At 69.0% G+C, this 17,519-nt stretch carries 17 protein-coding genes; 6 read left to right on the top strand and 11 right to left on the bottom strand.

Annotated elements, in window-relative coordinates:
- Position 1: 1 nt before the first annotated feature.
- From fadD1 to AWB92_RS01000, 9 genes are read right to left on the bottom strand one after another with little or no spacing between them, the layout of a single operon-like run.
- On the bottom strand, positions 2-1,579 hold the full coding sequence (gene fadD1 / locus AWB92_RS01040; protein ID WP_085183677.1) for a fatty-acid--CoA ligase FadD1: 1,578 nt from the start codon (positions 1,577-1,579) through the stop codon (positions 2-4).
- The gene (locus AWB92_RS01035; RefSeq protein WP_085183676.1) at positions 1,576-3,174 is read right to left on the bottom strand and encodes an NAD(P)/FAD-dependent oxidoreductase; all 1,599 of its coding nucleotides are present in this window, start codon (positions 3,172-3,174) and stop codon (positions 1,576-1,578) included. The genes fadD1 and AWB92_RS01035 overlap by 4 nt, the downstream gene beginning before the upstream one ends.
- Entirely contained in the window at positions 3,171-4,157 is a 987-nt protein-coding gene (locus AWB92_RS01030) for an alpha/beta hydrolase (RefSeq protein WP_241523333.1), read from the bottom strand. Before AWB92_RS01030 ends, AWB92_RS01035 begins: the two co-directional genes overlap by 4 nt.
- Positions 4,154-4,561 carry an OB-fold domain-containing protein gene (locus tag AWB92_RS01025; protein ID WP_085183675.1) on the bottom strand — a complete coding sequence of 136 codons (408 nt, stop codon included), beginning with the start codon at positions 4,559-4,561 and terminating at the stop codon, positions 4,154-4,156. The genes AWB92_RS01030 and AWB92_RS01025 overlap by 4 nt, the downstream gene beginning before the upstream one ends.
- Position 4,562: 1 nt before the next feature.
- Complete coding sequence (locus AWB92_RS01020; RefSeq protein WP_085183674.1) at positions 4,563-5,765, bottom strand: thiolase family protein; 1,203 nt, start codon at positions 5,763-5,765, stop codon at positions 4,563-4,565.
- Entirely contained in the window at positions 5,762-6,205 is a 444-nt protein-coding gene (locus AWB92_RS01015) for a MaoC family dehydratase (protein ID WP_085183673.1), read from the bottom strand. The genes AWB92_RS01020 and AWB92_RS01015 overlap by 4 nt, the downstream gene beginning before the upstream one ends.
- A gap of 7 nt (positions 6,206-6,212) precedes the next feature.
- Positions 6,213-6,713, bottom strand: a complete 501-nt coding sequence (locus AWB92_RS01010; protein WP_085183672.1) for a MaoC family dehydratase N-terminal domain-containing protein — start codon at positions 6,711-6,713, stop codon at positions 6,213-6,215.
- The gene (locus AWB92_RS01005) at positions 6,706-7,815 is read right to left on the bottom strand and encodes an acyl-CoA dehydrogenase family protein (protein ID WP_085183671.1); all 1,110 of its coding nucleotides are present in this window, start codon (positions 7,813-7,815) and stop codon (positions 6,706-6,708) included. Before AWB92_RS01005 ends, AWB92_RS01010 begins: the two co-directional genes overlap by 8 nt.
- Positions 7,805-8,983 (bottom strand): acyl-CoA dehydrogenase family protein, encoded by a 1,179-nt coding sequence (locus AWB92_RS01000; RefSeq protein WP_085183708.1) that lies wholly within the window; start codon positions 8,981-8,983, stop codon positions 7,805-7,807. Before AWB92_RS01000 ends, AWB92_RS01005 begins: the two co-directional genes overlap by 11 nt.
- A 160-nt stretch (positions 8,984-9,143) precedes the next feature.
- Here AWB92_RS01000 and AWB92_RS00995 point away from each other — a divergent pair, with 160 nt between their 5' ends.
- From AWB92_RS00995 to AWB92_RS29960, 5 genes are all read left to right on the top strand, one after another.
- Entirely contained in the window at positions 9,144-9,752 is a 609-nt protein-coding gene (locus AWB92_RS00995) for a TetR/AcrR family transcriptional regulator (protein WP_085183670.1), read from the top strand.
- Complete coding sequence (locus AWB92_RS00990; protein ID WP_085183669.1) at positions 9,749-10,573, top strand: hypothetical protein; 825 nt, start codon at positions 9,749-9,751, stop codon at positions 10,571-10,573. Before AWB92_RS00995 ends, AWB92_RS00990 begins: the two co-directional genes overlap by 4 nt.
- Positions 10,574-10,627: 54 nt before the next feature.
- The gene (locus AWB92_RS00985; RefSeq protein WP_085183668.1) at positions 10,628-11,197 is read left to right on the top strand and encodes a carboxymuconolactone decarboxylase; all 570 of its coding nucleotides are present in this window, start codon (positions 10,628-10,630) and stop codon (positions 11,195-11,197) included.
- Positions 11,198-11,199: 2 nt separating this feature from the next.
- Positions 11,200-12,186, top strand: a complete 987-nt coding sequence (locus tag AWB92_RS00980; RefSeq protein ID WP_085183667.1) for a hypothetical protein — start codon at positions 11,200-11,202, stop codon at positions 12,184-12,186.
- Between the two features lie 100 nt (positions 12,187-12,286).
- Positions 12,287-12,451 (top strand): hypothetical protein, encoded by a 165-nt coding sequence (locus AWB92_RS29960; protein WP_173817320.1) that lies wholly within the window; start codon positions 12,287-12,289, stop codon positions 12,449-12,451.
- A 115-nt stretch (positions 12,452-12,566) separates the two neighbouring features.
- Here the strand turns inward: AWB92_RS29960 and AWB92_RS00975 are convergent, their stop codons facing one another.
- Entirely contained in the window at positions 12,567-15,260 is a 2,694-nt protein-coding gene (locus tag AWB92_RS00975; RefSeq protein ID WP_173817319.1) for an FHA domain-containing protein, read from the bottom strand.
- A gap of 218 nt (positions 15,261-15,478) precedes the next feature.
- Entirely contained in the window at positions 15,479-16,468 is a 990-nt protein-coding gene (locus AWB92_RS00970) for an alpha/beta hydrolase (protein ID WP_241523332.1), read from the bottom strand.
- A 201-nt stretch (positions 16,469-16,669) separates the two neighbouring features.
- On the opposite strand from AWB92_RS00970, the gene AWB92_RS00965 reads away from it, so the two are divergent.
- The gene (locus AWB92_RS00965) at positions 16,670-17,515 is read left to right on the top strand and encodes an SDR family oxidoreductase (RefSeq protein WP_085183705.1); all 846 of its coding nucleotides are present in this window, start codon (positions 16,670-16,672) and stop codon (positions 17,513-17,515) included.
- Positions 17,516-17,519: the final 4 nt, after the last annotated feature.

Raw genomic sequence — 17,519 nt, 5'->3', positions numbered from 1 at the left:
GTCACGGCGTCACCCTGTAGGTGGTGCCGCGCGCCGCGCGGGTCCACAGCACCCCGCCCTGCGCGGTGATGCCGGCGGCGATCAGCTCCCGTTTGAGGATCTTGTTGGTGGCGGTCGCGGGCAGGTCGTCGTTGATCCGCACGTAGCGCGGCCACGCCTTGGGCGACAGGTCGGGCTGCGAGGCGAGGAATTTCTCGAACTCTGCTGGCTCCAAAGGGGTTTCGTCGCGGAGCACGAGTGCGGCCATCACCTGGTCGCCGACCCGCTCGTCGGGCACCGCATAAACCGCGACCTGACCGACCTGCGGTAGCCGTTCCAGGATCCGCTCGATCGGCGCGGCCGCCAGGTTTTCGCCGTCCACCCGCATCCAGTCCGCGGTGCGCCCGGCCAGGTAGATCCAGCCGTCGGCGTCGCGGTAGGCCAGATCGCCTGACCAGTACATGCCGTGCCGCATGCGCTCGGCCGTCGCGGCGGGATCGTTGTAGTAGCCGGTGAACGGTCCGGCGCCCTGGGTGTTGACGAGTTCGCCGACGGCATCGTCGAAGTTGGTCAGCGCGCCGTGCTCGTCGAACTCCGCGACCGCGCACTCGGTCAGGGTTCGCGGGTTGTAGATGCTGACTCCCGGGTAGGGCTTGCCGATCGAGCCGGGTGGGGCGCCGTCCTCGCGCACCACGATCACCGCGAACTCGCTGGAGCCGAAGCTGTCGATGACGCGGCATCCGAAACGCCGTGCGAACTCGTCGATGTCGCGATCGGTCGCCTCGTTGCCGAACGCGATCCGCAGCGAGGTGTCGGCGTCGTCGGGACGTTCGGGCGTGGCAAGGATCAGCGCCAGCGGCTTGCCGACATAGTTCAGGTAGGTCACCTGGTAGCGGCGCACGTCGTCGATGAAGCGTGACGGCGAGAACTTGGCCGGCACCATCGTGGCGCCGCTGCCGATGGCGACCGCCCATCCGGCGGCGATCCCGTTGGAGTGAAACAGCGGCATGGCCAGGTAGCAGACGTCCTCGGCGGTGACGTCGTACTGCCAGATCAGGCTGGTCCCGCACATGATCGCCATGCCGTGCGCGAACCGGACGGCCTTGGGGTCGCCGCTGGTACCGGAGGTGAAGATCATCATCAGGGTGTCCGCGGCGGTGACCTCGCGATGCGGAACGAGGGCCGGGGCCGCGGCGACCGCGTCGGCGTAGCGCGTCGAGCCCACGTCGATGACCTGAATTCCGTTGAGCGCCAGACCTTCCAGCAGGGGCAGGTGCTCGCCGTCGACGAGCAGGATCTGGCAGTCGGATCGGCGGATGTCGGCGAGCAGCCCTGGCCCACGTCGGGTGGTGTTGATCCCGCACAACACGTAGCCGCCTAGCGCGGCGGCGGCCATGGCACGCAGCATCGCCGGGGAGTTGGTGAGCAGCGCGCCGACGTGCAGCGGACGGGCCGGGCCGGCGAGGCCGATCAGCGCGGCCGCCTCCGCCTCGGCCTCGGCCAGATGTTGCCGCCACGTCCACGTCCGGTCGGCGTGGGCTACGGCGACAGTGTCGTCGTTGCGGCGCTCGCGTAGCAGCTGCTGCACAGTCTCGGTCATCGGGTGGTCAGCACCAGCCCGCCGTAGTTGTGGGCGGCGACCGCGTCGCAGTGCCGCCGGTAGTTACCGAATCCGCCTGCGTAGGGCATGAATACGCGCTTCTTGCCTTCGATGTTGGCGCCTAGGTACCACGACGACGCAGCCTTGGGGAACAGCGTCTGGTCGGCGGCCTGTGCCACGTGGCGCGTCCAGGCCTCGGCGGCGTCGCGGCGCGGTTCCACCTCGCTGAGGCCGAGTCGGCGCGCCGTGAGCATCAGTTCGATCACCCAGTCGATCTGCACCTCGGCGTGCAGCACCATGTTGGCCAGCACCGACGGGCTGCCGGGCCCGCTGATGGTGAACAGGTTGGGCAGGCCCGGCACCATCAGGCCGAGGAACGTCAGCGGTCCGTCGGCCCAGACGTCGCGCAGCCGCACTCCGCCGGGCCCGCACGGGTCGATCCGGGTCAGCGCGCCGGTCAGCGCGTCGAAGCCGGTCGCGAAGACCAGCACGTCGCACGGGTAGGTGGCTTCGCTGGTTCGCACGCCCTCGGGGGTGATGGAGTCGATGGGCTCGCGTCGCAGGTTCACCAGCCGGACGTTGTCGCGGTTGAACGTCGCGTAATAGCCTGCGTCGGTACAGATCCGCTTGGTCCCGATCGGGTGGTCGACCGGTATGAGATCGGCGGCGACGACGGGATCGTGCACGATTTCCCGGATGCGTTCCTCGGCGAATTCCCTTGCGATGTCGTTCGCCGCCGGGTCGCTGTTCTGATCGGGGAAGGTCTTGGCGAACAGCACGCCGCCCTCGCGCCAGCGCCGCCACAGGGCATCGAGGCGCTCGTGCGGTTCGGTGTCGACCGCCTTCTTGTGGTAGGTGCCGTGCGGCGTGCCCGCCGAGGCGTAGGCCGAGAGCCGGCGGCGCTCCGGGTAGTCCTCCCGGATCTGTTGCTGTTCCTCGGGAGACCATGGGCGGTTGGGCATCGGGATGCTGTAGTTCGCCGAGCGCTGGAACACCACCAGCCGCTCCGCCTCGGCGGCGATGACCGGAACCGCTTGAATGCCAGACGAACCCGTGCCGATCAGCCCCACCCATTTGCCGCGCAGGTCCGGATCCTCACCGGGCCACTCGGCCGTGAAGTACACCTCGCCGGCGAAGTCGTCGACGCCGGGGATGCCGGGGCGGTTCACCGCCGACAGGCAGCCCGTGGCGCACAACAGATAACGTGCGGCGTGCTCCTGGCCGCCGGAGGTGCGCACGTGCCAGCGCCCGTCGTCCTGGTCGAAGGCGGCGCCGACCACGTCGACGCCGAACCGGTAGTGGCGGCGCAGGTCGAACCGGTCGGCGACGTGGCGGAGATAGGCCAGGATCTCCGGCTGCGCGGCGAAGCGTTCTGTCCAGGTCCAGCTCCGCTGCAGTTCCTCGTCGAACGAGTATGAGTAGTCCACGCTTTCGACGTCGCACCGCGCGCCCGGGTAGCGGTTCCAGTACCAGGTGCCGCCGACGTCGGGGGCCGCCTCGATGCCGATCACCGACAGCCCCGCCGAGGCCGCCCGGTGCACGGCATACAGTCCGGCGAATCCCGCGCCGATGACGATGACGTCCGTATCGGTCATGTCGCCTCGCAACGCGTCGGCGCGAGGAGCCCGCGCAGGTCGCCGCATACCATTTCGCGCGCCGCGGCCGCCGGCGGAAAGGATTGAATCGTCATGAACCCGTGGAACAGTCCCGGGAAATCGCGGTGCACGACGGGTACCCCGGCGCTGCGCAGCCGGTGCGCGTAGTGGCATCCCTCGCTGTGCAGCGGATCCAGCCCGGCGGTCGCGATCACCGCGGGAGGCAGGTCGGCATGAGAATCCGCGCGGGCGGGCGCCACCAGGTAGGGCGGGTCGACGAGCCTGTCGGCGCCGAGGTATTGCCGCCAGTACCACTGCATCGCGGCGCGGGTGTTGAAGTATCCGGTGCCATAGCGGTGGTAGCTGTCCGTGTCGAACGACGGGTCGATGGCCGGGTAGAGCAGCAGCTGGGCGGCCGGCGGGGAGACGCTTCGTTCGCGACACAGGATCGCGGTGACGGCCGCGAGATTCCCGCCGGCGCTGTCGCCGGCGACCGCCGTCCGCATGGGGTCGATGCCGAGCCCGGCCGCGTGTTCTACCACCCAGCAGTACGCGGCGAAGGCGTCGAGCGCGGCCGCGGGTGCGGGGTGTTCGGGGGCCAGGCGGTAGTCGACGGACACGACGACGGCCTGGGCGCCGCGCGCCAGGGCGCGACAGAAGCCGTCGTGGGATTCGATGTCGCAGAACACGAATCCGCCGCCGTGGTAGAAGACGATCCCGGGGCGGCGGCCGAACGGTTCGCCGTGCGGGTGGTAGATCCGTACCGGGAGGGCGCCCGCCGGGCCCGGGATCGCGTGGTCGATGGTGTCCCGAACGTCGCCGACGTTCTCGACCGGCATCCGTCGTTGGGCGACCGCGGCGCGGGCTTCGGGTCCGGTCATGGTCTCGACGCGCGGGAATCCGCCGTTCAGTTCGCGCAGCATCGCCTGCACGACGCCGTCGATCGGGTCGTCCATGGTGACCTCCGCCGCTGGGCCGGTCACGCCGGCCGATACTTCAGCAAGGTGATTCCGCTCTCGGGCAGATCGTAAAACACAGGCGTGACCCGCATTCCGATTCGGATGCCGGCCGGCTCGACGTCCACCAATTCGGTGCTGATCCGTGGCCCGGCGTCCCAAGCCACCACCGCGGGCAGTTGCGGCACCGCGTCGGCCCAGGGCGGGCCGGTGGGCCGGCGCGCGACGGTGAACGTGTACAGCGTTCCAGCGCCGTCGATTTCGCGCCATTCCAGGTCGTCGGCAAGGGAACCGGGGGCCAGGCTGCGCGGGTAGAAGACGTGGCGTTGCAGCGACGGCGAGTACTGCACCAGGATTCGGTGCTGGAGCAGGCCGTCCCAGAACGGTTGGGAGACCGGCGTGGGCTCGGGCACGGGGTATTCGACGGTCACGCTAGTCCCCCCGGATCAGCAAGGCGACCTGCTCGCTCATGATCCCGCCGTTGCCGGTGATGAACCCGACATCGCAGCCGGGCACCTGCGCGCCGCCGGCCCGGCCCATGACCTGACGCGCCCCGTCCACGACATGGTGCATCCCCCCGGCCATCCCGGCCTGACCGAAGGACAGTTGACCGCCCGCGGTGTTGAGGGGGAAGTCGCCGCGGTAGGTCAGATCGTGGTCGCTAACCCAGGACATGCCTTGGCCTTTGGCGCAGAAGCCGGCGTCCTCCAGGCTCATCAGCACCGTGATGGTGTAGCAGTCGTAGATCGAGGCGACGTCGACATCGGACCGGTCCAGCCCCGCCATCGCGAACGCCTTCTCGGCGGCGCGCGCGATCGGCGTGCGCAGCAGGTCGTCGGCGTAGGTCGGGGTTTTGAACGCGATGTGCTCACCGAAGCCCGTGATCCAGACGGGGCGGTTGCGGCTTCGGCGCGCGATGTCGGCACTGGCGACCAGGACCCCGGCTCCCCCGTGCACCCGCATCACCGTCTCGAGCATGTGGATGGGATCGGCGATCATCGGGCTGGCGAGAACGTCGTCCACCGTGATCGGGGTTCCGTGGAACACCGCGCCCGGATGCGCGCAGGCGTTGGCGCGCTGGTCGACCGCGATCTTGGCCACGGCGGCGGCGTCGTAGCCGAACTCGGCCGCGTAGCGCTGGGCGATCTGCGCGTAAGGGGCGTTCTGGCCGACGTTGCCGTACGGGATCTCGAACTCGGCCTGCGGGGAGCCATAGGTGTTCGACGACGCCCCATACCAATTCGGCGCCGGCGGCGGCCGCCGTTGCGACTGCGGCAGGGCGGCCGACCCCGGGACGACCGCCAGTGCCGCGTCGCAGATGCCGAGCTCCACGGCCGCCGCGGCGCGCCACACCATTCCCGCCGAGGTGGCTCCCCCGAGATCCACCCGCTCACCGAAATCCAGTGCCATGCCGAGGTATTCGCACAGCGTGGCCGGGGCGAACATCGCCGATTCGGCCACCCCGTGGGTAAGCAGGCCGTTGACGCAGCCGGGGTCGACGCCGGCGTCCTCGATGACCAGCTTCGCCAGCAACGCGTACTGGTCGAGGGTGAACCGTGGCGGCCCGGTCGGGCGCCGTTCGGCGGGCAGCTCGGCGATCCCGATGATCGCCGCTTCCCCGCGCAGCCCGGTCACGACGGCGTTCCGCGTCGGGGCAGCTCGACGGTCGCCGTTCCGGGCATCAGCACGGAGTCGTCGCGGCGGCCGGAGATCTCGAGATCCAGCAGGCCCGCGCCGCTCTCGGCGAGGCGCTTGCCCGTCACCTCGCCGCCGAAGCTGAGCGGCTGCCCGGGATAGGCGACGGCCCGGTTCTGTACCGAGAAGGACACCAGGCGGCCGCGTCCGCCGATCCAGTCGCCGATCGCGCGGGCCAGCAGTGCCGCCTGCAGTGGCCCGTGCACGAGCACGTCGTCGTAGCCCTCGACGGTGCGGGCCCACTCCTTGTCGTAGTGGATGCGGTGGCCGTTGTAGGTGGCGGCGCTGAAGAAGAACAGCTGCGTTTCGTCGACGGTGACCGTCAGCGTGGGCATCCGGTCGCCGACGGCGACGTCCTCGTAGAACACCTGGTCGGTCATGGCGCTCCTAGGGCCGCGCGATCATCGACGTCGACGCTTCGGCGACCAGATCGCCGTGCTGGTTGCGGTACACGGTGTGCCAGGCGACTAGCACGAATCTTCCTGAACGGCCCTGCTTTTCGACGATGGATTCGATGGTGCGGACCATCTCGATCTGGTCGCGGTGGTAGGCGGGCAGGTGGAAGGTGAAGCTCTCGCCGCCGGCCATCCGCTTGGGGGCGCGCGGAAAGGCGAGGCTGCCCGAAGCGGCACCGGAGGATCCGTCGGGGCGCAGCCCGTCCAGCCGCGTGACACCCAGGACGGCGTATTGCAGGAACAGCGGGGGGCAGATGATGTCGCGAAAGCCGTTGGCCCGGGCGAACTCCGGGTCGAACCATAGCGGGTTGTGGTCACCGACCGCCGCGGCCCAGCGCTGCCAATCGCGCCGGTTCACCTCGCCCGTGGCGGACGCGGCGACGGTGCCGACGCGCGCCGCCGATTCGGCGTCGATCAAGCTGTCCTCACTCATTCATGCTCTCCTCCAGCCAGGCCGCGGCGACGTCGGCTCCCCCGCCGAGCGTCGACCCCAGTCGCGCCCGTTCGCTCCACAGGTGCAGGTCGGTTTCCGTGACATAACCCATCCCGCCGTGCAATTGGTGGGCGTCCCGGGTGATCAGCCGGGCCGCGGCGGCGGCGTGCATGCGCGCAATCGCCGTTTGCCGGGTGGCCAGCCGACCGCGCGCCAGCCAGAAGACCGCGGAGTGCGCGGCCAATCGTGCGGCGGCCAAGGCGATGTGCATGTTGGCGACCAGGTGCTGGGCCGCCTGGAACGACGCGATCGGGCGTCCGAATTGGTGGCGCAGCTTGATGTATTCGACGGTGCGATCGAGCACGGCCTGCCCGACCCCAACCAGGTCGAGGGATCCCAGCGCCACCGCGGTGTTGGCGACGCGCCGCAGGCCCGGCCGGTCGACGTCGCCGAGCAGCGCGTCGGCGTCGACGACCGCGCCGTCGAAGCGCACCGTGCAGGCCCGGTGGCCGCCGGCCATGGCGAGCGGCTCGACGGTCAGGCCGCTCGAATGCGCGTCCGCGACGAAGACCAGCGTGCGCGCGCCGGCCGCGGCCGACACCACGACGACGTCGGCGACGTCGGCGTCGCCGACGTAGTCCGCCGTGCCGGTGAGCCGCCAGCCACCGGACGGGGCGGGTTCGGCGCCAAGCACCGGGGTGATGACGGCGGCGTCGCGGGCGTTCCACAGCGCGGTCGCGCCGCGAAGGCCGCCGCTTGTCAGCCGCGGCAGCCACTCGGCCCTGGCGGGTTGGCGGCCAAGCTGATCGATCGCTAACGCGGCCTGGATCGTGCTGTGCGCCGTCGTCGGGCACAGGGCGCGCCCCGCCTCGGTGTAGAAGACGGCGAGATCTTCGACCGATCCCCCGGCGCCGCCGTGCTGCTGCGCGATGGCCAGCCCGAAGACACCGGCGTCGGCCAACGCCTTCCACAGCGCGGGGGTGCTTCGTTCCGCGCCCGGTTCGGTCAGGCCGCGGACCAGGCTGATCGGGCTCTCCGCGGCCAGCAGCGCGCGCAGCGTCGCGGCGAACTCGCGCCGCTCGGCGGTCGGCCTAACGTCCATACGACGGCATCCCGTGGCCGCGCTGGGCGATGATGTCGCGCAGGACTTCGTTGGTGCCGCCACCGAAGCGCATCAGCGGGGCGGCCCGGTAGAGCCGTTCGAATTTGCCGGCCAGTGGCGCGTCCGGGCCGCGATGCGCCAGCAGGCCGTCCGGCCCGAGGAGATCGAGCGCCAATTCGGCGATGCGCTGGCGCAACTCGCTGGTGAAGACCTTCTCGACGCTGACCTCGACGGTCGGGATAACGCCGCCGTCCAAGATCGAGGCGGCCTCGTAGCCCATCAGCGTGGCCGCCTCCACGTCGGCCTCGACTCGTGCCAGGCGGCGGCGCAGCGCGCCGTCTCGCGCCGGCACCGAGCCGTCGCGGCGCGGGCTTCGCGCCAGGACGTGCAGGTCGTCGACGGCGCGGCGCAGATCGCCGGCGTTGGTCAGCGCACCGCGCTCGAGGTCGAGGGCGCCGGTGATGTAGGTCCAGCCCCGGTTGACTTCGCCGATCAGGTTGGTGACGGGGACGCGCACGTCGTGGAAGTGCACCTCGTTGGTGCGGTAGCCCGACCACGCGTACAGCGGGCGGATTTCGACGCCCGGGCTGTCGATCGGCACGATGATGACGGAAATCCCCCGGTGGCGCGCGGCGTTCGGGTCGGTGCGCACGCATAGCCACTCGTGGGTGGCGCGCTGGGCGCCGCTGTTCCAGGTCTTGGTGCCGTTGATCACCCAGTCTCGCCCGTCGCGCGTCGCGCGGGTGCGCAGGCTGGCCAGGTCGGTGCCCGCGTCGGGCTCGGAATAGCCGACCGCACAGATCATTTCGCCCCTGGCGATCGGTGGCAGCCATTCGGATTTGTTCCGCTCGGTGCCGTGCCGCATGATCATCGGCGCCACCGAAGTCACAGTCAGGTCGGGCCCGGGCACGCCCCAGTATTCGAACTCGCTCATCAGCAGGTGCTGGTGCACGGCGCCGAGGCCCAGCCCGCCGTACTCGCGCGGCCAGTTGAGCCCGAACCAGCCCTTTTCGCCGATCTTGCGGCGAAACCGGGCGACTTCGCCGTCGGGGAACTCAAGGTCATGCTCGGCGAGTTCGGCCCGCAGTTCCGCGGTGACGTTCTCCTGGAGGAATTCGCGAACCTCGGCCAGCCAGGCGCGTTGCCCGGCGTCGAGTTCGAAATCCATGGCGGCCCCTTTGCCCCACATCAGGTGACGTGCCCTCTCAGTGTGCGCAGCCACGATGGCCGGCGCCAGATATCCGTTCCATTAACCGGGCTTGCGATTCCCAGCAGCTCGTTGACGGTCGTCATTGACGCGCGTCAATGAACCCGGTACGTTCGCTCGTATGCCGTCGGCGACGCAGGTGGTGAGCGCGAGGGAGGCGCAGCGGCTGCAGACGCGCGCTCGCCTGTTCGACGCCGCCGTCGCCGAGATCGGGAGGTCGGGGCTGGCGGGCACCGACGTCGCCGCGATCGCTTCGGCGGTCGGGGTGGCGCGGGGCACGTTCTATTTCCATTTCCCCACGAAGGAACACGTGCTGGCCGAGCTGGAACGCGACGAAGAGTCCAAGATCGTGGCCATGCTGGCCAACGAGACCGGCGCGCCCGGCGACCTGAGGTCGATGCTTACTTCGCTGGTGCGCCAGGTGCTTGCGGCCGAGGAGCGGCTGGGTCCGGTCGTCTTCAGGGACATGCTCGGGCTGCACTTCTCCGCGACGCGCCCGATCGAGGACGAGCTGGGCGAGCACCCGCTGGCCGAGTTCGTCATCGCCGCGATCGCCGAATCGCAGGCCGCCGGGCGGGTGTCGCCGGACGCGGACGCCGGCGAACTCGGCGCCATCTTCCTGACCGGGCTGTTCGCATTGCTGGTCACCACGGCAACGGCGCCCCCGTCACGGGTGGCGCTCCTGGACCGATACGTCAAGACCATCGTCGACGGAATGGAGGCATCATGACCAGCACGGCCATCGAGGGCTATCGGGACTTTCTCGCGCGTCGGGACGGCGACGCGGATCTGCTGCATCGCCGGCTGTCCAGCCGGGAGGAATTCTTCGCGTCGCTGGCGGCCGACCCGGTTCGCTCCAGCCGGCCCATCGATCAGCGCGTGTTCCTGCGAAATCTGCGCCGCCGCCGACCCGAGGCGGGGCTCTCCCGCGAGATGCTGTTCCTGTTGGCCACCGCGAAACTGAACCAGGCGGAGCGATTCGGCGTCGACTTGGGCGATACGTACGGGCGGATCGGCGGCGCGGACCAGCCGCCCGAGCGGGTGTACCTGGCGCTCGAGGAGCACTACCACACCCGGCTCTTGAGCTACGTGCTGGACATGTTCGGTCTGCCGTTCCAGGTCGTGGTGCCGCCGTTCGTGATGCGGCAATTCGTGAAGATGGAAGTTTTCCTGCCCGAGCGGATCGGTTTCCCGTTCGTGGGCGCCGGAGAGATGGCGGGCTGCATCATGTTTGACGAGTTGCGCCGGGTTGGCGTCGAGTTGTTCGCCGACGAGCCCGACGTGGCGGCGCGGATCGACCGGCTTTACACGGAGATCCTCACCGACGAGCTGGGCCACGTCGGCTACTGCGCGGCGCGGTGCAGCCGATCCGAACGGGCGTTGATGCGTTGGCTGTACCCGCTTTTCGGTCGCCTCTTCGCGCGCCAGACTGCCGAGATCAGCCTGCTCCTCGACTCCGCGAAGCTGCACGCGCGTCTGCGCGAACCCTTCGACGTCGACGGGCTGGCCGCCGGCGTGCCCAACGAGACCTTCGTCGCGGTGCGCCCCTGAGCCGTAGCGCGGCGATCCTGTTTCGACAGCCCGGCACCGCGGTACTTCTGATCGGTGGATGAGAGATCAGATTTCGGCACATTTGGCCGGTTCGTCGAGACGCCGGTCGGCGAGATGTCGCCGGAGATGAAAGAGGCTTACAACTTCACCCGCGAACTGCGGGGGCTGGTTCCCGGTCCGCACAAGATTTGGCTCGCCAACCCCACGCTATCGAAGACGATCGTCCCGACCGGTGCCTACTTCCAGCGCGAGTCGACGCTGACGAAGGCCGAGATCGAGATCGCGACCACCATCGTCAACGCCCGGTGGCGCAGCCCATACGCCAATTACGAACACGAGATCATCGCCGAGCGCGATGGCCGCCTGGACCCGCGGCGGGTCGAAGCGATAATCGCCGGGCTGCCAACGTCTTTCGACGAGCCGCGCCAGCAGGTGATTTACGAGCTGGCATCGGCATTGGTCGCCGCGCGCGTCGTGCCCCTAGGCCTGTACCGGCGCGCCAGGGAGTTGCTCGGTGACGCGGGCATCGTGGACGTCGCCGTGCTGCTGGGCTGGTTCACCATGGTGTGTATGACGCTGAGCGCCTTCGACGTCCCGGCCAATGCCCAGGGATTGGCGCAATAAGCATGGCCCTGCCCCCGCTGCCCGCCGTCACGATGACGCCCGTCGCCTTCTTCCCGCAGTGGTACTTCCCGGAAAACCTCGCCGTGCGCGCCGACGGGTCGATTCTCGTCACCGATGTCGTGCACAAAGAACTCTGGTGGGTTCCGCCTACGGAGCCCGGCGCGGTCGCCGACCCCGTCCTGGCGCACACCTTCGATCACCCGATCACCGGCATCGCGGAGGTGGCGCCCGACGTGTTCGTGGTCTGCCTCACCGAGGGCTACACAACCCATGAATCGCATTTGGCCCGAATCGATTTCAATGGGTGGGCGCCCGGAGCGCCGGTGTCGCCGGAGCTCATGTTCACGTTCGACGACCGCGTCCGCGCCCTCAATGGCAGTTGCCTCCTCGGGCCGAACGTACTGGCGATCGCGGACTGTTTTGCCGGACTGATCTGGCGCGTGGACCTCGCCGATGACGCCCGCAGCGCGGCGGCCCGGGTATGGCTCGCCGACGACACGATGGGAGACGATCCCGACAGCGGCGTGCGCCCGCCGCCGCAGCCGGGGGTCAACGGGGTGCGTTACGGCGCGCAGACCGGCTATCTGTACTACACCTCAACCGCGCAGAAGGTGTTCATGCGCGTCCCCGTGGATTCATCGACCCTCGATCCGGCCGGGGCGCCGCAGTTCGTCGCAGCGATCGATAATGCCGACGACTTCTGCCTCGACGAGGACGCCGGATTCGCTTACGTCACAAGGCATCGCGCAAACACCATCGATCGGGTGCCGCTCGCGCCGCGGCACGGCAGCGAGGTCCGCCACATCGCCGGCGACCCGTTCGATGAAATGCTCGTCGGACCGTCCAGCGCCGCGTGGGGACGCGGCCCCGGCGAGCCCGGACGCGTCGCCTTCGTCACGACAGACGGCGGCACCACCGCTCCCCCGCAAGGCATCACGCGCCGGGGCGCACTGCTGCGCGTCGAGTTGGATCCCGTTCACCAGATGTAAAAACCCTGTCAATCTCCCGTAAAAACGCTTCGCCCCGATCGCGGATCCGTGGGTCGGCTGAGAAAATTTCTCTCAGCCGCCACGCGTAGAGGAAGAAGCCATGCCCACCCTTGAGACCCGCCTCCGCCAGGAGTTGCGCGATTGCGCCCTTGAATTACGGCAGCTTGCCTACACGGTGCCGCACGGGGTCGGCGAGCATGCCCTGCTTCAGCTGTCGGACCGGATGCGGGCCGCCGCCGAGGAGGCGGTGCGAAAAGGCGCCTAGTGCTTTGGGTGTGCACCCAGGGCTCTCAGTGTGAAGCCAGGGCGAGAAGATGGCGATCTGACCGCCCCGGCCGCACACCGAAAACCGCCAGCGCACACTCAAACGCCGATGAGGCTCAGCCGCCCTTGAGGCGAATCTTCCAGCGCACGAAGCCCAGGTACACGACGCAGAGCAATATCAGCATGCCCATGTCGAACCACCACGCGCCGGCCGTGTGACGCCAATGCGAGTCGTGCGGCGTCTGCGGAACCTTGTCCTGCAGGCTGAGCAGGTCAACGGTGGAGGCCGAAGCCGCGAAGCCCCATCTGGCCGGTGTGGCCCAAGACATTTGGTCCAGCCCGAGGCGATCGGTGACCGGAATCATCCCGCCGGAGAACACCAGCTGCGACATCACCGCCACGACCAGCAGCGGCATGATCTGCTCGTTCGACCTGGCAATCGATGACAACACCAGCCCGAGCATCGCCGAGGCGACGGTCGTCATCGCGACGTCGACGAACAGCTCCAGGTTGGGAATGCCCAGCGCCACCGCACCCTGCGTCGGGCCGCCCTTCCCGAGGATCGCGATGACGGTCACGATCGCGGACTGAATGACGGCGAACACGGTATAGACGAACACCTTCGCGAGTAGGTAGGCCGACGTCGACAAGCCGACCGCCTGCTCGCGCAGGAAGATCGCCCGCTCCCCGATCAGATCCCGGATCGTCAGCGCCGTTCCCATGAACACCGCGCCGACGTTGAGCAGCACCAGAATTTGCGCCGGCTCGGTGGGCGCCGCGCCCATGGGGTTCGGCCTGCCGAAGCCCACATCACCGGGCACCGACATCGACAGCGAGCCCATGATGAACGGCAGCAGCGCCAGGAACACGAAATAGCCGCGGTCGGACACGATCAGCCGCACCTGCCGCCGCGCGATCGTGGAGAACTGCCGGAACAGGCTGGTGTGCGACGGGTCGCCGATCTCGGCGGGTTTCTCCGCCGGCGGTGGCGGCGGGGGCGGCCCCGTCCGCGCCAGGTAGCGGGCCTTGGCGCCGTCGGGGTCGCCCGCGACCGTGCTGAAGATGTCGGCCCAGTTCGTCGTGCCCATCGCCGGACCGATCTGGCTCGGCGGCCCGCAGAACGCCGTCTTTCCGCCGGGCGCCAGCAGCAGGACCTGGTCGCAGACGTCCAGGTACGTCAGCGAGTGCGTGACCACGAGCACCACGCGACCGGCGTCGGCCAACTGCCGCAGCATCGTCATCACCTGGCGATCCAGGGCCGGGTCCAGGCCGGACGTCGGCTCGTCCAGGATCAGCAGCGACGGCCCGGTCAGCAGCTCCAGCGCCACCGAGGCACGCTTGCGCTGGCCGCCGGACAACTTGTCGACCCGGGTGTGCAGGTGCTGGGTCATCTCGAGTTCCTCGAGCACCCGCGCGACCACCTGCGCGCGGTCGTCCTTGGTGGTGTCCGGCGGCAGCCGCAGCTCGGCGGCATACATCAATGCCTGCTGCACCGTCAGCTGCCCGTGCACCACGTCGTCCTGCGGGACCATCCCGATCCTGCTGCGCAGCGAGGCGTATTCCGCGTGAACGTTGTGGCCCTCGAAGGACACCGTGCCCTTGGTGGGGTGCGTGTAGCCGGCTACCAATCGGGCGAACGTCGACTTTCCCGCCCCCGACGGGCCGATGACGGCGGTCAGCGTCCCGGGCTGGGCGCCCAGCGAGATGTCGTCGAGCAGGACCTTGTTGTTCTCGATCGTCCACGTCACCCCGCGCACGTCGAGGCCGCCGGTGCGCGTCGCGGTCGCGGACTCGTCGCGCCGGGCCAGCGTGCCGCCGGCGAAAACGAGGTCGATGTTGCCGATCGTGACGACGTCGCCCTCGTGCAGCACGGCCGAATCGACCCGGGCGCCGTTGACGAAAGTCCCGTTGATGCTGCGGTTGTCGTGGATCTCGGTGCCCTGCGGCGTGGGGATCAAGGTCGCGTGGTGGCGCGATGCCAGCACCTCGGGGATGACGATGTCGTTGTCGTTGGCGCGGCCGATCTTGACCGCGCCGGGCATCGACACCAACCCGGTTCGACCCGGCCGCAGGATCTTCATCATCGACGTCGCGATGTTCGCGGCATCGCCAACGCGGCCGGTCTCGGACTCAGCGGGCGGCACCTGCATGGGTTGTGCCCGGTAGATCTTCGGCGCCTGCTGCGGTTCGCTGGGCGCTCCCGTCGGGTGTGCACCGGTCGGCTGCCACGGCTGCGGCCCGCTGGGCGGATGGATCGGCTGCGGCCCGCTGGGCGGATGCATGGGCTGGGGAGCACTGGGCGGATGGATCGGCCTGGGCGCGCTCGGCGGATGCGTCGGCTGGCGGACCGCAGCCGACGGCGTCTGCTGGGGCTGGCCGGGCCAGGGCGTGCCGACCTGCTGCGGCTGGCTCTGGGACGCGGGGGCGCTCGGCGTGCCCGCGGTGTAAATCGGTATCGACGTGGTGAGGGGTGGCCGCCCGGCCGAACCCTGGTGGCGGCCGACTTCGAAGGTCAGCGCCGGTCCGTCCGGGTTGCCGATGTTGACCCGCAGGCCGTCCTGGATGTCGACGACCGGCACGCGACGGTTGTGGACGTAGAGCCCGTTGAGGCTGCCGTTGTCGATGGCGATCCATCGCCCCTGGTCGAATCGCACGATGAGGTGCGTCCGGGAGATCAGCGGGTGTGCGACGCGGACGTCCGCGCGAAGATCACGCCCGATTACGACGTCGGTGCCTGCTGCGAAGGTGCGCTCCGATCCCTCGTACCGCACGGTCAGCACTGGCGGGGCTGGTGGGCTCACGATGACCAACTGTATCGGCAGCCGGCCCGATTGCAGGCCAAGTAGTCAACGCCTGGCACGACCTCGGGTTGTGCGGGACGGCGACGGAGATGCCGCTGGAGACGACGGCTTCCAAGCGGCAGCAACAGCGGGAACCGTCCTTCCCCGCCCCGATCTTGAGGAAACCCCAACGACGCGAATGGCGGCCCGATCCGGGGCCGCCAAAGACTTCTATCCCTGAATAGCGACTATCCCGCCGCGGCGACACCGTACGGCACGGACTTCACTTCCCCGGTGACCTCTTTGATGAAATCGCCGAGATAGCGAATGGCCCGTCGGCCTTCCGGCAATACGTCGGCCGCCAACGGGAAGTCGTGGATTTGGCCGTCCCACAGGTGAAGGTCGCAGCGAACTCCGCTGAATTGCAACCGTTCGGCCATAAGCTCGGCGTCGGGAAGCAATAGTTCGTCGGAGCTCACATGGATCGCGACCGGCGGCAAGTCGGAGAGGTCCGCGTCGACCGGAGACTCGACGCGGCGGGTGGACGTGCCGTTGCCCTGCGGAATGCGCACTTCGCCGAGATAACGGGCGAACATCGAAAGCGCACCACGGGTGAACATCGAGCATCGGCGGGCGTTGCGGTGCCGCAGTTTTCGGGTGGGGTCCGCGTCGGTGAACGGCGAGATCGCGGCGACGCCGGCCGGCCTGAACACGCCGGTCCGGATGGCGGCGAGGGTGGTCATGAACGCGAGGTATCCGCCGGCCGAGTCGCCCGCCACCACCACCCGGTTCCCGTCGTAGCCGCGGTCCTGCAGCCAGCGCAATCCACACATTCCGTCCTCGATCGCGTCGGCGATCTGATGGGACGGCAGCTTGCGGTATCCGACGGTCAGCACCGCGGCGTCCGCCGCTTTCGACAGACGGGTCACCAGTGATCGGTGGGTGTTGAGGCCGCAGGTCAGGAACGCGCCGCCGTGGAAGTAGAGAATCGCGCGGTCGGACGAGACGCCGGGTGCGCGAACCCATTCGGCGGCGCAGCCGTCAAGCCTTAGCTGTTCGATGCTCGCCGAGGACGGGAAATGCTGCAGCAAACCGGCCATCTCGTCGACGTACCCCAGCGGCCAATGCAAATTCGGCTGAATGGCCCATGCGCGCACTATGTTCTTGACGATAAGCCGACTGGCCAACGACACCGCAAATGATTGCGGACTGTGCCGATGGTGCACCCGCCGGTTCATTGCGTGGCTTGGCAATATTCGGCGTCGGTCTGGCTTGGTCAGCATTTGTATTCAACTTTCGTAGAGGTAAAGGGGATACCCGGCCCAAATCGGGAAAAACGCCCGATGAATCCCGGGCAAATGTTGGCTTCCTCACTGTTTGGTGCCAGCGGAAGTTGGGTAAAGCCGTCCGCCGCGACCCGGGTGCCTCAAGATATGACCATGACAGAGGCGATGCAGGCCGGCGCGCTGCTGGCCAACCGGGTCGCGGTGGTGACCGGGGGCGGCGGTGGTATCGGCGCGGCAACCGCACGCCTGTTCGCCCAGCACGGCGCCCGGGTGGTCGTCGCCGACATCGACGCCGGCCTCGCCGAGCGAGTTGTCGACGAGATCGCGGCCTCGGGCGGCTCGGGCCTGGCGGCCGTGACCGACGTCCGGGACCAGGACCAGGTCAGCGCGCTGGCGCGGACCGTGCTGGATCGCTACGGCCGGGCGGACGTGCTGGTCAACAACGTGGGCCACTGGTTGCGGCATCCGGGCAGCTTCGTCGACACCGATCCATGCCTGTGGGACGACCTGTACCGCATCAACCTGCACCACGTTTTTCTCGTCACGCACGCGTTCCTGCCCGCGATGATCGAGCAGCGTGCCGGGGCGATCGTCAACGTTTCATCGGTCGAGGGGTTGCGCGGCTATCCCGAGGATCCGGTCTATGCCGCCTTCAAGGCCGCCGTCATCCATTTCACGCGCAGCCTGGCCGTGCAGGTAGGTCGAGACGGGGTGCGGGTCAACGCGATCGGCCCTGACGTCACCGAATCGCTGCAGGTCCCGTACTCGCAGTGGCTGTCCCCGGACGAGCAGGCGCAGTGGCCGCAGTGGGTGCCGGTCGGGCGGATGGGATTGCCCGAGGACCAGGCTCGCGTGATCCTCTTCCTCGCGTCGGAGCTGTCGGCGTTCGTCACCGGCCACACCATCCCGACGGACGGCGGGACCGGCGCGGCGGGCGGCTGGTTCCGCTCGTCGCGCCGGGCCGACCGGGAGTGGACGAACCGTCCCGTCGCTCCCTGACATC

This window comes from Mycobacterium sp. IEC1808 (assembly GCF_002101935.1).
Taxonomy (GTDB): Bacteria; Actinomycetota; Actinomycetes; order Mycobacteriales; family Mycobacteriaceae; genus Mycobacterium.
This window is presented reverse-complemented; position numbering and strand designations above follow the sequence as displayed.

Bases quoted from the DNA above. Each gene is read 5' to 3' on its own strand.
- fadD1 (WP_085183677.1), bottom strand. From the start codon at position 1,579: ATGACCGAGACTGTGCAGCAGCTGCTACGCGAGCGCCGCAACGACGAC.
- AWB92_RS01035 (WP_085183676.1), bottom strand. From the start codon at position 3,174: ATGACCGATACGGACGTCATCGTCATCGGCGCGGGATTCGCCGGACTG.
- AWB92_RS01015 (WP_085183673.1), bottom strand. From the start codon at position 6,205: ATGACCGACCAGGTGTTCTACGAGGACGTCGCCGTCGGCGACCGGATG.
- AWB92_RS01010 (WP_085183672.1), bottom strand. From the start codon at position 6,713: ATGAGTGAGGACAGCTTGATCGACGCCGAATCGGCGGCGCGCGTCGGC.
- AWB92_RS01005 (WP_085183671.1), bottom strand. From the start codon at position 7,815: ATGGACGTTAGGCCGACCGCCGAGCGGCGCGAGTTCGCCGCGACGCTG.
- AWB92_RS01000 (WP_085183708.1), bottom strand. From the start codon at position 8,983: ATGGATTTCGAACTCGACGCCGGGCAACGCGCCTGGCTGGCCGAGGTT.
- AWB92_RS00995 (WP_085183670.1), top strand. From the start codon at position 9,144: ATGCCGTCGGCGACGCAGGTGGTGAGCGCGAGGGAGGCGCAGCGGCTG.
- AWB92_RS00990 (WP_085183669.1), top strand. From the start codon at position 9,749: ATGACCAGCACGGCCATCGAGGGCTATCGGGACTTTCTCGCGCGTCGG.
- AWB92_RS00980 (WP_085183667.1), top strand. From the start codon at position 11,200: ATGGCCCTGCCCCCGCTGCCCGCCGTCACGATGACGCCCGTCGCCTTC.
- AWB92_RS29960 (WP_173817320.1), top strand. From the start codon at position 12,287: ATGCCCACCCTTGAGACCCGCCTCCGCCAGGAGTTGCGCGATTGCGCC.
- AWB92_RS00970 (WP_241523332.1), bottom strand. From the start codon at position 16,468: ATGAACCGGCGGGTGCACCATCGGCACAGTCCGCAATCATTTGCGGTG.
- AWB92_RS00965 (WP_085183705.1), top strand. From the start codon at position 16,670: ATGACAGAGGCGATGCAGGCCGGCGCGCTGCTGGCCAACCGGGTCGCG.